Consider the following 19,053-nt stretch of genomic DNA (forward strand, 5'->3'; position numbering starts at 1 on the left):
GGCGGTCTCAGTGCCCGGCCATCCATCCGGGGTGCCTGGGCCGGTCGTGACCAGTACCGGGGATGGATTCTTATGAGGGTTCGGACGCGTCCGCGGCTGACCGTCCGGCTCTGATCTGCAGGTGGCCGCCGCGGGCCGTGGCGCGGAGGACACCGGTACAGTCACGCTCCACGGCCTGCCAGGGGCGGGCCGCAATGTCGGCTCCGCCCAGCCGGCAGGCCAGCCGGGCCAGCGGGGTGAAAAGTGCGGCCGCACCGACAGGGTCCTGCATGTCAACGACGCTGAGCATGGCCCCGGGCCGGCACAGTGCCCTCATATTGTCCCAGGCCCTGGGCCACTGCGGCATCAGGGACAGCGCATAGGAGGCAATGGCCGCATCCGAGCGGTCCTGCCCGCCGGCGGCCGTGACGCGCGCGGCGACCTCCGCGGGGTCGAGCGTGGCGGCATCGGACTGAAGAAGTATGACGTTGTTCCAGCCCCGTTTCGTGGCCCGGCGGCGTGCCTGGCGAAGCATGTCCGCGCTGCTGTCGAGGCCGACGATGGTGCCCGTTTCCCCTATTCCGGCCTGAAGGAGGGGAAAGTTCAGGCCGGTTCCGCACCCGACGTCCAGGACCTGGTCCCCCATCCGCGGGGCCATCGCCGCGATGCCGAGCACCCTTCCGGCCCGGTATATCGGAAACTCGGCCGACAGCACGTCGTAGAGAGGAGCGAAGATGCTGTACCTCTCCGGGATGGGGCCCACCTCCGGGTTCAGCGGATGACTGTCATAATCGGCACAGGCAGTCCAGCACCGCCCGCCGGACCAATTTAACACAAGGAGCCCACCGTGGAAGCTCATGCCGACTGGACTTGCCGCATCAGGGGACCGCTTCAGAAAACGGAAGAAATCGTACGCTAAGGGCGTGCTGAGGCAGGTATCCGCCGGGCCGGCCGACGAAAAGGAAGAGGACAACTCGCTGTTTGCCAAGGCAACGCGTCACTGAGTGTCCGGAAGGGGAACCTTTACCGGAGGATGAAGGTAAAGAATGTCACAGGGGACGCCACGGCTCCCTGTGCCCGGTAGAAGTCGAGAGCGTGCTTGTCTTCGTTGTCGGCTGGGACAACACCTTGCTGACGCCTGCCGCCGCGGCGGCCTACAAGGATCGGCGCCGTTGATTTGGGACGGTGGCGGGCAGGTGCCATGTGGCCGGTTATCGTCGGTTGCGCCGGGTGTCCAGGTCGGTCCGCCACCGGCGCAGGAACAGCAGTGTTTTGATAACGGCTGCCGTGGCTGGTGCGCGCAGGCGGGCACGGGTGTCGGCGATCGCTGCGTGCCATACCCCGTCCGAGTAGGTGGGGTAGGGGTGTGTGGCCGCGGCGATGTCGGGGAGGGATTCCCCGGCGCGGGGCCCGACGATGGTGGCGCCCAGGATCCGGCCGGCCCGGTCTACGTGCAGCCGGGTGAAGCCCCCGGTGGTGTTGTCGGTGACGGCCCGGTCCACGTGGGTGTGGTGGATGGTCCGGACATGGATGTCCGTCCCGGGGGTGTCCGTTGTGCCGACGGCGGCGAGTTCGGGAGATGTGTAGGTGACCCGGGGCACGACGGGACTGATTTTGCTGGCCAGGCCAAGAACGGCGTTGCGGGCGGCGATGCTGGCATGTACCCCGGCGACATGAGTGAAGCGGGGATGGGCGGTGACATCACCGGCGGCCCAGACGGACGGGTTCGTGGTGCGCATCCTGGCGTCGGTGATGATCTGGCCGTGGGCGTCGGTGGAGATGTCCAGGTGTTCGAGTCCGAGCCCGGCCGTCCGCGCCGTTCGGCCGGCCGCCAGCAGGACGGTGTCGGCGGTGAGGGCTGTGCCCTCGTCCTATTCCAGACGGGAACCGGATCCGGCCGGGCTGATCCGTTCCACACGGGTGTGTTCCAGTATCCGGATGCCGTCCGCTTCCAGGCTGTTCTTGATCAGTGCGGCCGCTTCCCGGTCTTCTTTGGGCAGGATCGTTGACCGGATGATCAGCGTCACCTCGGAGCCGAGCCGGGCGAACGCTTGGCCCAGCTCACAGCCAAGTGGGCCGCCGCCGATGACAGCCAGCCGGGCCGGGATCGCGGGGAGGTCCCAGACGGTTTCGGACGTCACCACGCCGGCGGCCGTGAGCCCGGGAATCTCGGGGATGTGTGGGGCCGCCCCGGTGGCGATGAGAGCCTGCCGGAACCTGATTGTCCGGCCGTCAACGGTGGCTACGCCGGGAGCCTCAAATCTGGCGGCGCCCCTGATGAACCGCACACCGGCGGCCTCCAGGGCCTCCGGGGAATCCACCGGTTCGATGGCGGCGATGGCATCCCGGATCATGGTGCGGACGAGAGAAAAGTCGGGGGCCTGCCCGGTGAGCATTGCCCTGGTGCGGGCCGTGGCGGCTGCGGCCAGGAGTGTCTTGGACGGCACGCATCCGGTCCACAGGCAATCACCGCCCGTCCGGTCGCGTTCGACCAGCACCGTCCGGGCTCCGACGCCGGCGGCAGTCATCGCGCTGACAAGCCCGGCAGTGCCGCCGCCGAGCACCAGCAAATCAACAATCCCGTCCCTGTCCACCATGTCTGTCCTCTCCGTCGTCGGGTATGTTGGCACCCAAGCCGGCCAATACCATCAGCTGTGCGTGGCCAACGGGAACGGGAGTGCACCGTCAAAGACAAGTACAACATCTATGCACCGGTCTACGATGTGCTCTCCGGCGAGTTCGCCGTGTACCGGGCAGGTCGGATCCTGGGCATCGATGCACTCGACCCCCGGCCCGGGGATCAGATCCTGGACATCGGCTGCGGGACCGGCCTGAACTTCCCGCTCCTGCAGGACAGGATCGGCCCCGCAGGGACAATCATCGGCATCGACCGCAGCCCCGGAATGCTCCGCCAGGCACAACGCCGTACCACGCACCACGGCTGGGACAACGTCATCCTGGTCCAGGCCGACATGACCAGCCTCGACGCCCGGGCCGTCACGGCCCGGATCCGAGACCAGGGCGGGGCAGCCGCCTCGGACGGAGCCGTCGCCACCTACTCCCTCTCGCTGATGCCGGCCTGGCGGTGCGCCTGGACAAATATCCCCGGCCTCCTCCGCGCGGAGGCCCGGGTCTGCGTGGTGGACATGCAGGAGCCGGCCGGGCGGGCACGCTGGCTGGCGCCGCTCGCCCGCCTTGCATGCAGGATTGGCGGAGCCGATATCCTCGCCCACCCCTGGCAGGCCGTGGAGGAAGACTGTGTGGGCGTCCTCAGCCGGTCCGCCCGGGGCGGGCATCTCCAGATCCGGGCCGGGACCCTGCAGCGCAGCCACTCCTAGCGCGGCGGGCTCAGGGCCCGGGCGTGCGTTCGGGTCGGCCGGTGGTCGCGGATCCCGGCGGGGCCGGCGGCCGAGCGCGCGGGTGGCGGCGTTGGCTTCTGAGCTGGAGGATCCGCGCTGCACCGGTGATCGCGACCAGAATCCCGCCGGCCACTGCTGCGATGAACAGCGCCATGCTCAGGGAAAGCTCCCCGGCGACCCCAAGATAGTGCACGGTCACGCGATCCTGGTTCTGCAGGATGAAGATGATGAGCAACACCAGCAGAACCAGTCCCGCGCTGACGGCAACTCAGATCATCCCGGCCCGCGTCACTTCCGCGTCCCCGGCCGTGTCCTGGGCCGGTTTCCGGGGAGGCCGTTTCGGCGTGGAAGGCGCAGGCCTGTTTGCCGGCCGCCGGGCGGGGCGCGGCCCAGTTGATGGACCCGGCGCTGGATCAGCAGCCACGTTTCTTCATCCCCTAAACCGAGTGGCTTGTGAATTGGTGAAATATCCGACGCTAACGGTGCAGCGCTCGGTGGCCAGGCATGGAATCGGGGTGGGAACTGCCATGGCGGGTTCACGGGTGGCAGATCCGCCTAACCGAAGGTGCTTCCGTTCGGGACGGTGGGCACTTTGTACATGGCCCCCATATCTTCCAGTGAAAGAGAAGCTGGCGTCGGGCCTCTCCATGTCAGCGTCACTCAGGACCGGTGTGACGGCCTGAACCAGGACCACCTTGGGAATTCTCAGCCCTACAGGCGTGCTTTGGGCGTGGCAGGGCGCGCCAGTCGGGAATCGGCGGCCGTTTGGCCCGCAAGCCGCCATTCGGTATCCGGGCGGTCTCAACGATTGAGAGCGTGTGGGATGCTTCCACCGTGCCTTTCTATGTCGATTACACCGTCAAGCAGCATGCCGACATCCGCTCAGCTGTTTCACCCGGGTATCGCCCGCCACGTGCGACGTAGCAACTCGGCGCCCGACCGGCACTGGCAGCCAGCAGCGCATCCGCTGAGAGCACAGGCTCCGCCCATGCCGAATCATCCCCTCGCCGAGTCCCGGAACGGACAGCGGCCCACAACATCACGGGCAGGTACGGTCTGGGCCGTCGTGGTCGCCGGACTGGCATGGTGCTGCTCATCATATTTATCCAGGACCAAGTCCGGGTGACCGTGCCCGACATGGGCCCGATCGGCGACCTCGGGAATGTCCCTGCTGATCGCAGCCGCTGCTCGACCCTCTCCGAAACAGGTGTCCAGCGCCGCGTCCATACACCCCTGTCACAGCCACACCCCCGGAGAACACCACGCCATCGGCAACCTCCGGCTTCGTTGGCAGTAAAGGACATATAATTGGGCATGCGACGGCGTATCATCCTCATCAGCTCAACAGCTCTCCTCGCCGTGCTGCTCGGAGTCGGACTCTACCTCTTCCAGCCATGGCGGCTCTTCACCAGCTCAACCATCTCCGAAGCCGTCCCCACCCGCACAGCAGCAACACCCCCCATTGACGCCGGCTCCGTGACGAAAACCCCTGAAGTGCCAGCCGGTCCTGTTGTCCTTGCCGTAGGCACCCTCATCAGCCACGAACACGCCAGCAGCGGAACGGTGAAAATTCTCCGGCTCCCCGACGGAAGCCAGATCATCCGCTTCGAGAACCTGGTCACCTCCGACGGCCCCGACCTGCGCATCTGGCTCACAGACGCCCCCGTCATCGACAGCACCGAGGGCTGGTACGTCTTTGACGACGGCAACTACCTCGACCTCGGCCCCCTCAAAGCCAACAAGGGCGATCAGAACTATGTCATTCCATCCGGGACGGACCTCTCCACCTACAGCTCGGTCAGCATCTGGTGTGCACGCTTCGCCGTCTCCTTCGCCGCCGCCGACCTCCCCGCATAGGTGTACTCACTCGGTAGGTTGCTAGCTCCGACCGGTGGGCGGTCTGTCCCGAAACCAAATCATTGACCGTCCGCCAGTGGGCTTGGGGGTCGAGGACCATTCCGCGGAAAAGTAGCGCTAAGGAGCGTTACTGTTCGGCGACCGCGACATCTCCAAGAGCGTGGCCACCGGCTTCCAGTCCGGCACGGACACGCAAACCGGTTACAACAGGATGCGCGCCCGCGTAACCTGAGGAGCTCAAGCAGCACTTCGGCCCCGAGTTCCTGAACCGTGTTGACGACGTTGTGGTCTTCCCCCAGCTGACCCAGGACGAGATCATCGAGATCGTGGACAGTTCGTCGGACGGCTGGAGAAGCGACTGGCGGACAAGGACCTGGGCATCGAGCTCACGACCGCGGCCAAGGTACTCCTGGCAACCCGCGGCTACGACCCCGCGATGGGTGCCCGGCCGTGTCGTTCCCGTTAAACTGACGGGCATGGGACAACGCACCGTGTTGATCTGCGGGGCGGGCATCGCCGGCGCCACCCTGGCGTACTGGCTGGCCCGCCACGGGTTCCAGCCGACGGTGGTCGAACGCGCCCAGGTATTGCGCTCCAGCGGCAGCCCGGTCGACGTTCATGGCGCGGCCATCGAGGTGGCCCGGCGGATGGGCATCCTGCCGCGCCTGCACGAGGCCGCAACCAACGCGCCGGGCCTGGCTTTCGTGACCGCATCCGGGCGTCGGGTCGGCCCGCTGCGGCTCGGCCGGCCCCGGGGCGATGACGTCGAGATACCCCGTGCCGACCTCGCGGCGATCCTTTGCGAGGCCGGCCGAGACGAGGCCGAGTTCCTGTTCGGGGACTCGATCACCGCCCTGCGGGCGGATGACGACGGCGTCGACGTCACCTTCAAGCGGGCGGCCCCGCGCCGGTTCGACCTGGTCGTCGGCGCCGACGGACTGCACTCCACGGTACGGGCCCTGGCGTTCGGCCCCGAAAACGGTTTCGTCCGCCATCTCGGCCTCTACATCGCCACGCTATCGCTCGGTAGACCCGCAGCCGACCCCGGAACGGTGCTCATGTACAACCAGCCGGGCCTGTCGCTGACCATCCATCCGGTACGCGGAACCGCCGGGGCCGGCTTCATCTTCCGCGGCCCGCCCGGCCTGGACTATCGAGACACCCGGACCCAGCAACGGATCGTTCTCGACGCCTATACCGTATACGACTGGCCCGTGCCCGAGCTGCCCGACCTGCGCGAGCAGGTCCTCACTGCCAAGGACCTGTATTTCGACTCCGTCAGCCAGATCCGGCTGCCGGGCTGGTCCCGGGGGCGGGTGACGCTGCTGGGTGACGCCGCCTCCTGCGTATCGTTGTTCGGCGACGGGTCCAGCCTCGCCATGACCGGCGCCACTACTCTGGCCGAAGCCCTGGCCGCCACCCCTGAGGACCTCCCGGCCGCGCTGCGCGGCTACGAATCCCGCCACCGCAAGCTGGCCAGCTCGCGCCAGCGCGGCCATAATCTGGCCGCCGCGCTGCTCGTCCCCGCGACCCGCACGGGCCTCATTGCCCGCAACCTCACCGCCGGGTTACTCCCGCGCTGAGGATCGCACCCCCAGTCGCGACCGTCATCTAGCTAGGGATGCTGTCATGGGACGTGGAGTGGGTGCGGCGGGTCATCTGGCCTGCCGCACCAGGTGTCAGCCGATAATGGGTCGTTCTTCGGGCAGTTGGTACAGGCGGGGCCGTGAGGACAGGGCGAGGGCGGAGGCGACGGTGATGGTCCCGATGCGCCCGGTGAACATGAGCGCCATGAGAACCCATTGGGCGCTCGGTGGCAGATCATAGGTGATGCCGGTGCTCAGGCCTACGGTCGCGAAGGCCGAGATGGATTCGAAGAGTACTTTCTCGAGGCTGTGGTCGGTGAACATGAGCAGCAGCAGGGTGCCGCTGATGACCGCGGCGACGCCCAGGAGTGCGACGGAGAGGGCCTGGCGCTGGGACGAGGAGCTGATGGAGCGGTGGGCGATCGTGACGTGGTCCCGGCCGCGGATTTCGTTCCAGATCGCGAAGCCGAGGACGAGGAAGGTGGTGATCTTGATACCGCCTGCGGTTCCGGCGCTGCCGCCGCCGATGAACATCAGGATGTTGGTGACCATCAGGGTTTCGGGTGCTGCGGCGCCGTAGTCGATGCTGTTGAACCCTGCGGTGCGGGGGAAGACACTGCCTGCAAGCGTGGCCAGAAGTTTCCCGGCGAATGACGGCGGGGCCAGGGTCTGCTCTCTGTTCCATTCAAAAGCTGCGAAGAGCGCGGCACCGGCGGCCAGCAGAAACAGGGTGCCGTAGATTGTCAGGCGCAGGTGGACGGTCCAGTCTTTCATCCTGATCCCGCCCCTGAGCAGGGCGATGAGCACGGGAAAGCCGAGCCCGCCGGCGATGATGGCTGCGCAGATGGGGATGATGATCCGCGGGTCATCGGCAACGCTGATGAGGTTGTCGCTGTAGAGGGCGAAGCCGGCGTTGTTGAACGCTGAGATGGCGTGGAAGGCCCCGTGCCAGAGCGCTGTGGCCGGGTTCTCGTCGTAGGCAATCCAGAACCGGACGGTGAGGATGACGGCGGTGGCGGCTTCGAACAGGACCATGATGCGGGCGACCCGGAAGAGGACGGAGCGGACGTCCCCGAAGTTCAGGGTGTGGGTTTCGGATTGTGCGACAAGTTGGCCCCGCAGGCCGATGGTCTTCCTGACCAGGAGCGCCAGCAGTGTTGCCAGGGTCATGATGCCGAATCCTCCGACTTGGATGAGTCCGAGAATCACCCCCTGGCCGAAGGGTGTCCAGAACGTGGCGGTGTCTACGGTAACCAGGCCGGTGACGCAGACGGCCGAAACGGCTGTGAACAGGGCTGGCAGCAGGGGGTCAGTGCCGGCTGCGGTGCGTGCGGCCGGCAGCATCAGCAACCCGGCGCCGAGGAGTATCACGGCAAGAAACGCCAGCGGCACGGAGCGGACCGGAGATCACCACTGCCTGGCACCACCACAAGAACCTCATCACCCGACACGGACGCTCCGGAGTACGCAAAGCCTTCCACATCGCCAGCACCATCAACCGGACCTGGTACGACCAATTCCAGCACCACCCACACCGTGGAAATCTCTGACGCCCTCGCATGCGACCAGCCCCGCCACGGCCAAGGCCTGGCCATCGTCGCGGCGTCTCTCTACCCGTCCATCGCGGCCCTGACCGCTGCCGTCGCCTCGCCACACTGGGCCGCCATCGCCCACTCACCCGCCCCGACGCTTTCCTGGACAGAGTCATCCAAGAAATCACCGAAGGCTGGGCCCCCGCGGGAGTCGACCCGCTCCGCCACTGGATGACCGGAGACTGGCTCCCAGGATTCCGTGGATCGGACACTATTCGGCCGATTGCGCGCCGATGATCCACTGGCCTGCCGCGGCGCTGGGTCGTTGAACGGACCTTGGCCTGGATTGTCCGGCACCGGCGATGCGTGCGCGACTACGAACGGTTACCGCCCACCACGAAGCCATGATCCGCTGGACCATTGTCAGAATCACCAGCAAACGACTGGCCAAGCAGGTTTAGGAACAGACTCTTAGCGAACCGGTTCAGAACAGGTAGTACCGCAGGAGCAGGTAGGGCACGCAGAGACCGATGGTGACGGCGGTGACCACCAGCCCGTATTTGGTGAACGTCCAGAACGAGATGGGGTGATCGTAGCGCTTCGCTATCCCGATGACGACGACGTTTGCACTGGCTCCGACGGCGGTGGCGTTGCCGCCGAGGTCCGCACCGAGGGCCAGCGCCCACCAGAGGGGCTTGGCTGCGGCGCCTCCTGCCTCCACAAGGTCATGCGTAATCGGAGCGAGTGTGGCCACGTAGGGGATGTTGTCAATGATGCCGGACGCGAAAGCCGAGCCTGCGAGCATTGCGACGGCGGCGGCGTCGTAGTTGTCCCCGATGAGAGAAGCGACGGCCTCGCCCACCGCGTCGATGACTCCAAGGTTGACCAGGGAACCGATCATGATGAACAGGCCCGCAAAGAACAGCAGCGTCTCCCATTCGACGTCCCCGAACACTTTTCGCGGTTCAAGCCGGGCGAGCAGCACCAGGAGCCCTGCGCCGAGCATCGCGACAACGGACGGTGCGAACCCCAGCACAGGGCGGGCAACAAAACCGATCAGCACCAGGCCCACCACCACGAGCGATTTGATCAACAATGACTTCTCCCCCAGCGCCTCCTTCTCGTTCAAGGCCATGACGCGCGCGGCACGGTCCGGATGGAAACGGAAGGCGGAGCGGAACATCCAGCGGCACAGTCCGATGAAGACGACGAGGAGCACCGCCACTATCGGCGCAAGGTTGATGATGAAGTCGTTGAAGGTCAGGCCCCCTCGGCTGGCGATGATGATGTTTGGCGGGTCGCCAATCAGAGTGGCCGTGCCTCCGATGTTGCTGGCCATCACCTCCGCAATCAGGAAGGGAACCGGCGGCGCGGCGAGCCGTTCACACACCAGGAGCGTCACGGGGGCGGTGAGCAGCACCGTGGTGACGTTGTCCAGTAGTGCCGAGAGCACCGCCGTGATGACCACCAGGATCACCATGATCCGGAACGGATGGCCCCGTGCCTTCTTCGCCGCCCAGATCGCGAGGAACTCGAAGAGTCCCGTCTGCCGGAGGATGCCGACAATAATCATCATGGCCAGCAGCAGGAAGATGACATTCCAGTCGATCCCGCTCTCGGCCGAAAAAAACATTCCCGCGTCATTGGTGGCACCGATCAAAACCATTGCAGCTGCGCCGCCCAGCGCGGTGGTCATCCGCGGCAGCTTTTCGGTAGCGATCAGAACATACGCTGTGAGAAAGACACCGAGAGCAAGAATGACCTGGACCGTCACTGCTCCTCGCTCCGTGAGTCAGGAGCGCCGGCGCTGGCCAGGACGGCCTTGATGACGGCGGGAAGAGTGACAAACATCGGGGCATCCCGAGGTGAGTCGCGGACCAAGGCAATCTGAGTCCGGGCATCCACCATGCGCGCCGCGATCTCGACCAGGGTCGCATCGGACTCAATGGAAAGGATCTTGCGTACGGCGACGCCCTCATCGTCAAGCATCTCGCCGACAGTCCGTTCTGCGAGGTATTCCCACAACTCGCCTGCCCCAGCCTCGTCGAACACGGCCGCCAGCGACACATCATCGAGAAGGTAACCGGGCACCATGAGCCGCAGCACGTCCACGGCCGAGACTATGGCAGTGGGAACTCCCAGCTCGTTTGCAATAACCAGCCCCACCAAACCGCTGTCCGCGATCAGGCGCCCGGCTTCCACCGCATTGGTCTCGCGGCGCACAACGGGTAAAGCAACTTGCAGGTCGGCTGCGCGCACAGCGGCTCCTCATGCCTCCGAAGACAGAACGTAGGCCCATCCAACCACCGATTCCCTGCGCTTGGCAGGGGTTGTCTTCGTGTTCAGCGATCAGGCCACCTGCCGAACCCGTTATTCTGCAGGCGCGGCCCTGGACGTGGCTTTGTCGCTTGCCTGTCCAGAATTACTCTCAGGCGCGTGCGTTCCCTTCCTTGAGGGGAAAGTGCGATCTTACCGGCCTCGATAGGGCCGGGCCAGAGGTGACTATGACCGTACCGATGCTACCCGTGTCGGTGAGAGCGGAGGTTGGTGGTTACTTTGCGATCCTGCCCACGATCTGGCGGGCCACCAGCCGATCGATGCCCGGCAGATGGGTGGCACGTATGATCCAGCGGCGCAGGAGTCGCTGGGTCCTGTTCGCGGGAAGGAACGACGACGACGCGCGCCTCCCCGCGGCCTGTGCTTCCTCCACGACCGGCCGCCAGCGCCGTTCGAACTCGGCCATGGCCGGGTCGATCCCGGACGGAGAGTCCACGGGCCCGAGGAGGTCCCCCAGAAGCGCTGCCCCGGCTATGGCGAGGGAGCCGCCTTGGCCGGCCAGGAGCGAGACTGCCCCGCAGGCGTCCCCGATCAGAATGGCTCTGCCTTTGTGCCAGGCGGGCATGACGATTTGGGCGACGACGTCATCGTATGGGTGCTCAGGGCACAGCTCGAGCAGCCTGTCGACGGCGTCGCCCAGGCCGGCGAACTCCCGGCGGAGCCGCTCCCGGGTACTCTGAGGCTGCCCGTCCCCCTGTGCTCTGTTGGCGTCACGGTAGACGAGGAAGGCGGCCACCTCGTCGGTGCGCAGGCTGTAGAGCCCGGCCAGCCGGTCGACCGTGTCGGTGAGCAGGAAGCGGTTCGCGAAGCGGGCGTTCAGCCCGGGATCGGCCACGATGAACGCGGCGGCGCGCATGCCCAAGGGGCGCAGGTAGTCCTTTTCGCGGCCGAACACGTGGGCGCGCACCTCGGAATGGACGCCGTCGGCGCCGATGAGGAGATCGGCGCCGGGCAGCGGCACCGCTGAGGCGTCGACGGCCACTCCCGCGCTGTCGTCGTCAGCCCAGGCGCCGGAGACCCGCGCCGCGTAGCGGACGCGGACCCGCCCGGAGGGAACGTCCTCGAGCGCGGTGAGGGCGGCGCGCTCCATGTCCGGGCGCAGCAGGCTCAGGACTTTCTCGCCAGCGAGCCGGGCGAACTGGTCGTAGTCCAGGCGCGCGGTCGGGCGTAGCTCGGCGTCGACGTACTCGACCGCTTCGACGTGGTAGGCGACCGCCGCCAGACGCGGGTAGAGGCCGATCCTCTCCGATGCCTCGACCCCGGGACCGAAGAAATCCATCATGTACCCGTCAGGTCGGGGGGCAGGGGATTTCTCCAGGACCTCGACCTCCCACCCCGCCAGGCCCAACTGGCGGGCTGCGACGAGCCCGGCAATTCCCGCCCCGGCGACTATGGCCTTCACGTCCTACCCCACTCCATCGGCTCGGCCCCAGAGAAGCCGCCGGCGCAGTGACGAGCACCCCGACGGCAGCTGTTGCCTCATTCTTGGACCCTCCAGGAGGCTCGTCAAGAGTGCAGGACACCCGCGAGGACCAGACGCGGATTCTGCTCGGTCCCTGGGGCAGGTCAAGGAGTCAAGCAAACAGTCCCAACAGCCAGCCGCCTAACTCCCGTTGGTACCGCTCAGCTTGAATAATTCCGCGTCCGTCGTCTCGCTGGCCGATGCCATCGCTTCACCGTTCTGGCTGGAATCGCACACTCACATCGACCGGACGCGTTCCTGGACAGAATCAGCGACGAAGTCACCGACGGCTGGCGACCTGGACGGAGCTCCCTGAAACCTTGAGTCGACCAGCCTACTCGTGGCGGTGTTGCAGGGTCCCTGCCCGGATCTGGAGATGCCCGCCCCGTGCCGACCGGCTGAGGACGCCCACACAGTCTTCCTCCACGGCCAGCCAGGGGTGGGCGAAGATGTCTGCACCGCCAATCCTGCAGGCGAAACGGGCAAGCGGGGCAAGCCAGCGTGCGCTCCCGTACGGTTCTTGCATGTCGACAATACTGACCCGTGCATCCGCGCCCAACAGGGTCTGGATGGTCGCCCATGCGGTCCGCCAGGCCGGCATCAGCGACAGCGAATATGTGGCAATGATGCCGTCCGAGGCCGGGGTGCCTCCTTGGCCGCTAACCTGCTCCATGACCGCCGACGCATCGAGGCTGATGACGTCCGCCTGCACCAGAATGATGTTGTCCCAGCGGTGCAGCCGGGCACGGCGCTGTGCTTGGCGGAGCATTCCGGGGCTGCGGTCGATACCGATAATTGTCCCCGTGGGGCCGATCCTGTCCTGCAGGAGCGGGAAGTTCAGGCCGGTCCCGCAGCCGATGTCCAGGACCTGATCCCCGGGCCGGGGGTCGAGGGCGTCGATGCCCTGGATACGACCCGCCCGGTATACGGCTCGCTCGCCGGAGAGCACGTCGTAGACCGGTGCATAGATGTTGTACTTGTCCTTGACGGTGCCCTCCCGTTCCAGTTGGCCACACTCGGCCGATGGTAGTGACCGGGGCCTGGGTGCCAAACTTACCCGACGACGGAGGGCACGGACATGGCGGACAGGGACGGGATTGTTGATTTGCTGGTCCTCGGCGGCGGCACCGCCGGGCTGGTCGGCGCGATGACGGCCGCCGGCGTCGGCGCCCGGACCGTTCTGGTCGAACGCGACCGGACCGGAGGTGATTGCCTGTGGACCGGCTGTGTCCCGTCCAAGACACTCCTGGCCGCCGCCGCCACGGCCCGCACCAGGGCAATGCTCACCGGGCAGGACCCGGACTTCTCCATCGTGCGCACAATGATCCGGGATGCCATCGCCACCATCGAGCCGGCGGATTCCCCGCAGGCCCTGGAGGCTGCCGGGGTGCGGTTCATCAGGGGCGCTGCCAGATTCGAGGCTCCCGGCGTAGCCACCGTTGACGGCCGGACAATCAGATTCCGGCAGGCTCTCATCGCCACGGGCGCGGCCCCGCATGTCCCCGAGGTTCCCGGGCTCGCGGGCCCTTCGGTGGTGACGTCCGAAACCGTCTGGGACCTCCCCGCGATCCCGGCCCGCCTGGCCGTCATCGGCGGCGGCCCCCTTGGCTGCGAACTGGGCCAGGCCTTCGCCCGGCTCGGATCCGAGGTCACGCTGATCATCCGGTCAACGATCCTGCCCAGAGAAGACCGCGAAGCAGCCGCGCTGGTCAAGACCAGCCTGGAAGCCGACGGCATCCGGGTCCTGGAACACACCCGTGTGGAACGGATCAGCCCCGCTAAACCCGGTTCCCGCCTGGAACTGGGAGATGGCACGGTCGTCACCGCCGACACCGTGCTGCTGGCGGCCGGCCGCACGGCGCGCACAGCCGGGCTCGGACTCGAACATCTGGACATCTCCACCGACGCCCACGGCCAGATCGTCACTGATCCCAGGATGCGGACCACGAACCCGTCCGTCTGGGCCGCCGGTGACGTCACCGCCCATCCCCGCTTCACCCATGTCGCCGGAGTACACGCCAGCATCGCCGCCCGCAACGCCGTTCTTGGCCTGAACCTCAAAATCAGCCCGGTCGTGCCACGGGTCACATACACATCCCCCGAACTCGCCGCCGTCGGCGCCACACACCCTCCCGGGACACACGCCATGGTCCGGACCATCCACCACACCCACGTGGACCGGGCGGTCACCGACAACACCACGGACGGCTTCACCCGGCTGATCGCGGACCAGCGCGGGCACATCCTGGGCGCCACCATCGTCGGGCCGCGGGCAGGGGAATCTTTGGCCGAGGCCGTCCTGGCCATGGAACACCGGCTCAGGACCTCCGACATCGCCGCAGCCACGCACCCGTACCCCACCTACTCGGACGGGGTATGGAACGCCGCGATCGCCGACGTCCGGGCCCGCCTGCGCGCACCCGCCGCGGCCGCCGTTATCAAAACACTGCTGTTCCTGCGCCGCTGGCGGGCCGACCTGGACACCCGGCTGATCCGACGATAACCGGCCACATGAGCGCACCGACGCCTGCCCGGCGGCACGATGGAGGAAGTGAATACCGTTTCGCGTCCGGAGAGCGATCCCCACCAGACAGCCCCGCTGACCGAGGATGTGCGTATGGACGCTGTTTGAGCCATCTGCGACCAGGCCCGGGCCATGGGCGCCACGGTCCCACCGTCCCAAATCAACGGCGCCGATCCCTGCCGATCCGAACACGCAGATCATGACCGCCCCTGGAATCGGCACGCCACGCCCCGGCAGAGACCTGACGACATTCCAGCCCGATAGGTTGCTCAGCTGCTGCATGTCAGTGGTCGGCGATGGAGAATATCTGCATGAGGATAGAACTGCTGCACATCGATGAGTGCCCCAACTCGACTGAAGCAGCCCAGCGCGTGGAAACTGCCCTGGCCGCTTTGGGCCACGGGGACACCGCAGTACACATGCGGCTGCTGGAGTCTTCAGCGGACACAGCGGGCACCGCCTTTGCCGGTTCTCCGACGATCACAGTTGACGGGGCCGATATCTTTCCCGGTGGGGCCCCGACCAGCGACCTCGCCTGTCGGATCTACCGGACTCCAAGCGGCTTCGCGGGTCTGCCAACGGTCGATCAACTCAAAGAAGCGCTCAAAAACCATGGATTCTGACAGCGAATACACGTGCTCCTGTTGCGGCAGGACGATGCAGCGCAAAAAGCTGCATGCACTCGCAGCCGGACACACCTATATTTGCCGGCGCTGCGGCCTCTGGGTTGCACTTCGGCCTTGGAGGGATACGGCGCGGTCCGCCTGACTTGTCGCAGAGCCTCCCGCAGCGGGACGGTGTGATGCCGCCGATGGACACCAGCATCAAATCCACCAATGAGTCGGTGTAGTTCTTGTACCGCTGGAGAAACAGCAAGAACAACGAACCTTCATCCCGCTGCTGCTGGGACTCAAGGTCCGCGCCCGATCAAGCACGGTGACCCCTGCCGGCCGGGACAGAAGCGTTCCGTTGTGTAGTGCAGATTACTGAACGCCTTCGGAGCCCGGCAATACGCTGGGGAGGTCAGCACAACTTCGATCAAAGGTGATTGCCATGAGCTCTGCATCAGCTGTTTCCCATCAGGGTTCCGTCTCGGGCCTGGGCCGGCGCGTTGCTGCCGGGGTCGCGGGAGGTATTGCCGGTGGTCTCGTGTTTGGAGTGCTCATGGCGATGATGGGCATGCTGCCCGTCATCGCCTCCATGGTCGGTTCCAGCTCGGCAGTGGTCGGGTTCGGGGTGCACCTGGTGATTTCAGTGTTCATCGGGCTGGGCCTCACGGTGCTGTTCGGCAACCGGTTCCTGTCCGGGTACGGCCGCGGCGCTCTGACCGGACTCGGTTATGGGGCGATCTGGTGGGTGCTGGGGCCACTGATGATCATGCCGGTCATGATGGGCATGCCCCTGTTCGCCGTTGACCTCACCGCGTTGATGAGCCTCATGGGCCACCTGATTTATGGCGTTATTCTGGCACTGGTGGCGGTCCGCGTTCTCAAGAGCCAGGCATGACCGATACGTGCCGGGTCGATGTGGCAGCCACCGTTTCCGGGGATCTGCGCCCCTGGTCCCCGGAGCGACGAGAGGCTGACCCCCTGATGACAGGACCCGCTGACCCATTCAGCTGTTTAAACGAAGTGGACCTGTTCGCCGACCTGAGCGCGCAGGAAATCGAGGCGATGAACCTGATGGCCCCGGCCCGGCTGTTCCGGCGCGGTGAGCTGCTGTTCAGCCAAAGCCAGCCCGTCAAGGCGCTGTTCATCCTCAAAGCCGGCAGGGTACGGATCTTCCGCGTCGCCGAAGACGGCAAAGCCCTGACCATGGCCATCCTGGAACCAGGGGCCGTGTTCGGGGAGATGATGCTCGTGGGCCAGCGGATGTATGACAACTACGCTGAAGCCATCGAAGACGCAATGATCTGCCAGCTCAGCGTGGACGAAGTCGAACGGTTCCTGCTCTCGGACCCGCGCATCGCCATCCGCATCTCGCGGCTCCTGGGCGAACAGGTTGCCCGCCTCGAAGAACGTCTCACGGATCTTGCTCTGCGCCCGCTGGCAGCCCAGGTGGCGTCCACCCTGCTGAAACTCGGTGACGCCGCGGCCGCTCCCCGCTTCGGACAGGCCCGGACTATCCATCTGACCCACGAACAGCTTGCCGGCCTGCTCGGCGCCTCCCGGGAGGCCACCAGCAAGATCATGAGTGACCTCACGGCCAGGAAAGCCATCCGCCAGGGCCGCGGACGCATCATCATCCAGGACCGCGACATCCTCTACAAAATAGGCCGGAGCACCTCATGATCACCGCGACCTTCCAGGGCCAGGTGATCGCCCGCTCGGAGGAGACGGTCTATCTGGAAGGCAACCACTACTTCCCCATGGAGTCGGTGAGCCCGGACGTTTTGGAGAAGAGCTGGGTCCGGACCCTGTGCTATTGGAAGGGCGTTGCCCGCTACTACCACGTACGCACCGGGAGCCGCCGGGCGGCGAATGCCGCCTGGATGTACCCGCACCCGACACCGCTGGCCCGGAAAATCAAGGGCCACATCGCCTTCGCCCCCGGAAGCGGCGTGGACATCAGGCCCTGAAGTCCCTGGCCGGCTGTGCCCCCCCTAAATTGTGTCCCTGTAAATACAACAGACACAAAGAATCTGCACGCCACGCGGTCATCGCCAGACTCCCGGCCCCTGCCCGCCGTCAGCGCCTATGGCGAGCTGCTGGCCAACGCACCGAACACCCCGTAGGAACTAGATGAGGGAGAACATCTCATGAGCCCGGTAACGGTGGAATGGTCATGATTGACTCTGACGTGCGAGCTTGATTGCGATCATGATATGTCCGGACCGGCCTGAACAACATGGGCACCCTACATGCTTGGGTTGCTGTCCCTTGTCCGGGCTGGAGGTGTTGATCCCTCGGCGGCGCATTTTCGCTGCGGGCTGTCCGTGGACGAACGTTGATGCTCGCCATCAGGGCCTGGAGGAGGAATGTGGACAGTTGACCCAGCCCTGCGAGAACGAGGACGGCCGTCCAGAGCAGGCAAAGACCCCAGGACGTCCGGCCATACCCAGCACGTTCCGCGCGCGAATCAGCTTCATGGCATCGCCCGCTGCAAGGTTCCCCAAACGGACCGACAGTGACTCGTTCCTTATCACCCTGCGTGTTGTCCCATCCACTTCTTGAGCTGACCAGGGGCATAGCTGCGTTCCGCCCGCGTTAGCGTACGATTTTTCCGTTTTCGAAGTAACCCCACGTTGACCCGGTGTCCGGTAACGATCGTTCGCAAGACAGCACTTGGTTTTCCCTCCTGCCCCGAGCGTCCAAGGGCTCACGGTGTAACGCTTGCCGTGTACGCGCCAAGGTAACGGGTGGCTCCCTGCGCGAGACACCGCGCTTGCCGAGATCAATACCCCCAGGGGGACAGTGCCCGCCCGGGAGGCCTCCGTGGGTTCCGCTCACCCCGGCCCCGCTTCAGGTGCCGGCTATTCCCCCTGCCCGTCGCTGCGCCGCCCCAGGTGCATGGCTAGCCGCGCCCACCAGCCGGGCCTGCCCAGAAGCAGTCCGTCCCGGCCCAGCAGTCGTGGGTGTGTGTTCAGGCTGGAGCTGCTGGGCAGGACGAACACTTCGTTGCCGGCGATTCCCCAGTCCTGAAGGCCCATCTCGACGCGCCGACGGGTACCGGCCTGCCTGACGTAGTCCTCGGCAACACCCCTGCCGTTGAAGGCCACACATTGCGGGCGGAACCGGCGCACCAGTGCCTCCAACCGGGTGTGGCCCGAGCCAAGTTCGTCGGACTTGTTCAGGTCGGTCAGACTGATCCCCAGTCGCGGAAGGTCTTCGTCGTCTGTCCAGGCCAGCGCCTCGGAGGTCAGCCCTGAGTCGTAGAGCAGGGCCCAGAACTTATTGCTGCGGTCCACGTAGTAGTGGCCTTCGTTGAGGCTGCTGCTGCCTGGATAGTCCCCGGTGATGAGGACCTGTATGCCCGCAGCAATCCGGTCCGGCAGACCCGCACTATCCATTCCCCGTCTCCTTCGCCCAGGCGCCTCCGGCCGCCATGTCATGGTATCGGGCTTCCAACGTTTCCGGGCGTGCCGAGGCTTAGCGTTGGATATTTCACTTTTTCACAAGCCCCAATCAGGAATGTCGGTCCTTGCTGGAAGAATGAAACGCATGAACGGTCGAGTGAGTCAGTCAGGTAGCGGAAAGCTGCGCGCGGTCGTGAGGTTCACCGGCTGGATAGCGTTGTTTTGTTTGGCGGTGATCGTTGCCGCCTTCTGGCTACCGCGGGACTCGCAGCTTGTCGTCCAAGTACCTGTCTTGATCGTGCTTAGCGCCGCGCTCGTCGTCTGGTCAATCGGCGGCGACGTACTCGGTGCACCTCGACGCCGTGGTGGCACGTCGACAGCAGACCGTTAACGGCCCGTGTG

The 19,053-nt window shown here is 65.9% G+C and carries 17 protein-coding genes and 3 pseudogenes; 10 read left to right on the forward strand and 10 right to left on the reverse strand.

The genetic code is table 11. From position 1 onward, the window contains the following. Positions 1-70: 70 nt before the first annotated feature. The 3 genes and pseudogenes from ACQCSU_RS11695 to ACQCSU_RS11705 form a co-directional block, all read right to left on the reverse strand. Positions 71-742, reverse strand: coding sequence for a class I SAM-dependent methyltransferase (locus tag ACQCSU_RS11695; RefSeq protein ID WP_426975425.1), 672 nt, complete (start codon positions 740-742; stop codon positions 71-73). 448 nt (positions 743-1,190) lie between these two features. Beyond that, positions 1,191-1,580 (reverse strand): hypothetical protein, encoded by a 390-nt coding sequence (locus ACQCSU_RS11700; RefSeq protein ID WP_426979771.1) that lies wholly within the window; start codon positions 1,578-1,580, stop codon positions 1,191-1,193. A gap of 75 nt (positions 1,581-1,655) precedes the next feature. Beyond that, positions 1,656-2,576 (reverse strand): annotated as a pseudogene (locus tag ACQCSU_RS11705) (dihydrolipoyl dehydrogenase family protein); the annotation flags it as partial. Between the two features lie 57 nt (positions 2,577-2,633). Between ACQCSU_RS11705 and ACQCSU_RS11710 the strand changes: the two are divergent. Further along, positions 2,634-3,317 (forward strand): class I SAM-dependent methyltransferase, encoded by a 684-nt coding sequence (locus ACQCSU_RS11710; protein WP_426975427.1) that lies wholly within the window; start codon positions 2,634-2,636, stop codon positions 3,315-3,317. Between the two features lie 10 nt (positions 3,318-3,327). Here ACQCSU_RS11710 and ACQCSU_RS11715 read toward each other — a convergent pair whose 3' ends face one another. Continuing rightward, on the reverse strand, positions 3,328-3,576 hold the full coding sequence (locus ACQCSU_RS11715; RefSeq protein WP_426975428.1) for a LapA family protein: 249 nt from the start codon (positions 3,574-3,576) through the stop codon (positions 3,328-3,330). A gap of 1,076 nt (positions 3,577-4,652) precedes the next feature. Here ACQCSU_RS11715 and ACQCSU_RS11720 point away from each other — a divergent pair. From ACQCSU_RS11720 to ACQCSU_RS11730, 3 genes and pseudogenes are all read left to right on the forward strand, one after another. Then, positions 4,653-5,195, forward strand: a complete 543-nt coding sequence (locus ACQCSU_RS11720) for a DM13 domain-containing protein (RefSeq protein ID WP_426975429.1) — start codon at positions 4,653-4,655, stop codon at positions 5,193-5,195. 136 nt (positions 5,196-5,331) lie between these two features. Next, positions 5,332-5,652: pseudogene (locus tag ACQCSU_RS11725) on the forward strand (NDP-hexose 4-ketoreductase); the annotation flags it as partial. 19 nt (positions 5,653-5,671) lie between these two features. Further along, the gene (locus ACQCSU_RS11730; protein ID WP_426975430.1) at positions 5,672-6,778 is read left to right on the forward strand and encodes an FAD-dependent oxidoreductase; all 1,107 of its coding nucleotides are present in this window, start codon (positions 5,672-5,674) and stop codon (positions 6,776-6,778) included. A gap of 96 nt (positions 6,779-6,874) precedes the next feature. Here the strand turns inward: ACQCSU_RS11730 and ACQCSU_RS11735 are convergent, their stop codons facing one another. Next, entirely contained in the window at positions 6,875-8,152 is a 1,278-nt protein-coding gene (locus ACQCSU_RS11735; protein WP_426975431.1) for a TrkH family potassium uptake protein, read from the reverse strand. Between the two features lie 467 nt (positions 8,153-8,619). Here ACQCSU_RS11735 and ACQCSU_RS11740 point away from each other — a divergent pair. Beyond that, positions 8,620-8,709 (forward strand): annotated as a pseudogene (locus tag ACQCSU_RS11740) (IS5/IS1182 family transposase); the annotation flags it as partial. 88 nt (positions 8,710-8,797) lie between these two features. On the opposite strand, the gene ACQCSU_RS11745 reads toward ACQCSU_RS11740, so the two are convergent. The 4 genes from ACQCSU_RS11745 to ACQCSU_RS11760 form a co-directional block, all read right to left on the reverse strand. Further along, positions 8,798-10,009, reverse strand: a complete 1,212-nt coding sequence (locus tag ACQCSU_RS11745; RefSeq protein ID WP_426975433.1) for an ArsB/NhaD family transporter — start codon at positions 10,007-10,009, stop codon at positions 8,798-8,800. A 74-nt stretch (positions 10,010-10,083) separates the two neighbouring features. Continuing rightward, the gene (locus ACQCSU_RS11750; RefSeq protein WP_426975434.1) at positions 10,084-10,572 is read right to left on the reverse strand and encodes a hypothetical protein; all 489 of its coding nucleotides are present in this window, start codon (positions 10,570-10,572) and stop codon (positions 10,084-10,086) included. A 292-nt stretch (positions 10,573-10,864) separates the two neighbouring features. Beyond that, positions 10,865-12,052, reverse strand: coding sequence for an FAD-dependent monooxygenase (locus ACQCSU_RS11755; protein ID WP_426975435.1), 1,188 nt, complete (start codon positions 12,050-12,052; stop codon positions 10,865-10,867). A 394-nt stretch (positions 12,053-12,446) separates the two neighbouring features. After that, positions 12,447-13,163, reverse strand: coding sequence for a class I SAM-dependent methyltransferase (locus tag ACQCSU_RS11760; protein ID WP_426975436.1), 717 nt, complete (start codon positions 13,161-13,163; stop codon positions 12,447-12,449). Between the two features lie 27 nt (positions 13,164-13,190). On the opposite strand from ACQCSU_RS11760, the gene ACQCSU_RS11765 reads away from it, so the two are divergent. From ACQCSU_RS11765 to ACQCSU_RS11785, 5 genes are all read left to right on the forward strand, one after another. After that, positions 13,191-14,615 carry a dihydrolipoyl dehydrogenase family protein gene (locus tag ACQCSU_RS11765; RefSeq protein ID WP_426975437.1) on the forward strand — a complete coding sequence of 475 codons (1,425 nt, stop codon included), beginning with the start codon at positions 13,191-13,193 and terminating at the stop codon, positions 14,613-14,615. 332 nt (positions 14,616-14,947) lie between these two features. Further along, positions 14,948-15,259 carry a thioredoxin family protein gene (locus ACQCSU_RS11770; protein WP_426975438.1) on the forward strand — a complete coding sequence of 104 codons (312 nt, stop codon included), beginning with the start codon at positions 14,948-14,950 and terminating at the stop codon, positions 15,257-15,259. Positions 15,260-15,689: 430 nt separating this feature from the next. Beyond that, entirely contained in the window at positions 15,690-16,142 is a 453-nt protein-coding gene (locus tag ACQCSU_RS11775; protein WP_426975440.1) for a hypothetical protein, read from the forward strand. Between the two features lie 125 nt (positions 16,143-16,267). Beyond that, positions 16,268-16,927 carry a Crp/Fnr family transcriptional regulator gene (locus ACQCSU_RS11780; RefSeq protein WP_426975442.1) on the forward strand — a complete coding sequence of 220 codons (660 nt, stop codon included), beginning with the start codon at positions 16,268-16,270 and terminating at the stop codon, positions 16,925-16,927. Then, complete coding sequence (locus ACQCSU_RS11785; protein ID WP_426975443.1) at positions 16,924-17,214, forward strand: DUF427 domain-containing protein; 291 nt, start codon at positions 16,924-16,926, stop codon at positions 17,212-17,214. Before ACQCSU_RS11780 ends, ACQCSU_RS11785 begins: the two co-directional genes overlap by 4 nt. 894 nt (positions 17,215-18,108) lie before the next feature. Here ACQCSU_RS11785 and ACQCSU_RS11790 read toward each other — a convergent pair. Beyond that, positions 18,109-18,645 carry a mismatch-specific DNA-glycosylase gene (locus tag ACQCSU_RS11790; RefSeq protein WP_426975444.1) on the reverse strand — a complete coding sequence of 179 codons (537 nt, stop codon included), beginning with the start codon at positions 18,643-18,645 and terminating at the stop codon, positions 18,109-18,111. Between the last annotated feature and the right edge of the window lie 408 nt (positions 18,646-19,053).

The organism is Pseudarthrobacter sp. O4 (assembly GCF_050157025.1).
GTDB lineage: Bacteria > Actinomycetota > Actinomycetes > Actinomycetales > Micrococcaceae > Arthrobacter.

Excerpts from the sequence above, each read along its gene's own strand:
- ACQCSU_RS11720 (WP_426975429.1), top strand. The coding sequence starts at position 4,653 with ATGCGACGGCGTATCATCCTCATCAGCTCAACAGCTCTCCTCGCCGTG.
- ACQCSU_RS11730 (WP_426975430.1), top strand. The coding sequence starts at position 5,672 with ATGGGACAACGCACCGTGTTGATCTGCGGGGCGGGCATCGCCGGCGCC.
- ACQCSU_RS11745 (WP_426975433.1), bottom strand. The coding sequence starts at position 10,009 with ATGACCACCGCGCTGGGCGGCGCAGCTGCAATGGTTTTGATCGGTGCC.
- ACQCSU_RS11765 (WP_426975437.1), top strand. The coding sequence starts at position 13,191 with ATGGCGGACAGGGACGGGATTGTTGATTTGCTGGTCCTCGGCGGCGGC.
- ACQCSU_RS11770 (WP_426975438.1), top strand. The coding sequence starts at position 14,948 with ATGAGGATAGAACTGCTGCACATCGATGAGTGCCCCAACTCGACTGAA.
- ACQCSU_RS11775 (WP_426975440.1), top strand. The coding sequence starts at position 15,690 with ATGAGCTCTGCATCAGCTGTTTCCCATCAGGGTTCCGTCTCGGGCCTG.
- ACQCSU_RS11785 (WP_426975443.1), top strand. The coding sequence starts at position 16,924 with ATGATCACCGCGACCTTCCAGGGCCAGGTGATCGCCCGCTCGGAGGAG.
- ACQCSU_RS11790 (WP_426975444.1), bottom strand. The coding sequence starts at position 18,645 with ATGGATAGTGCGGGTCTGCCGGACCGGATTGCTGCGGGCATACAGGTC.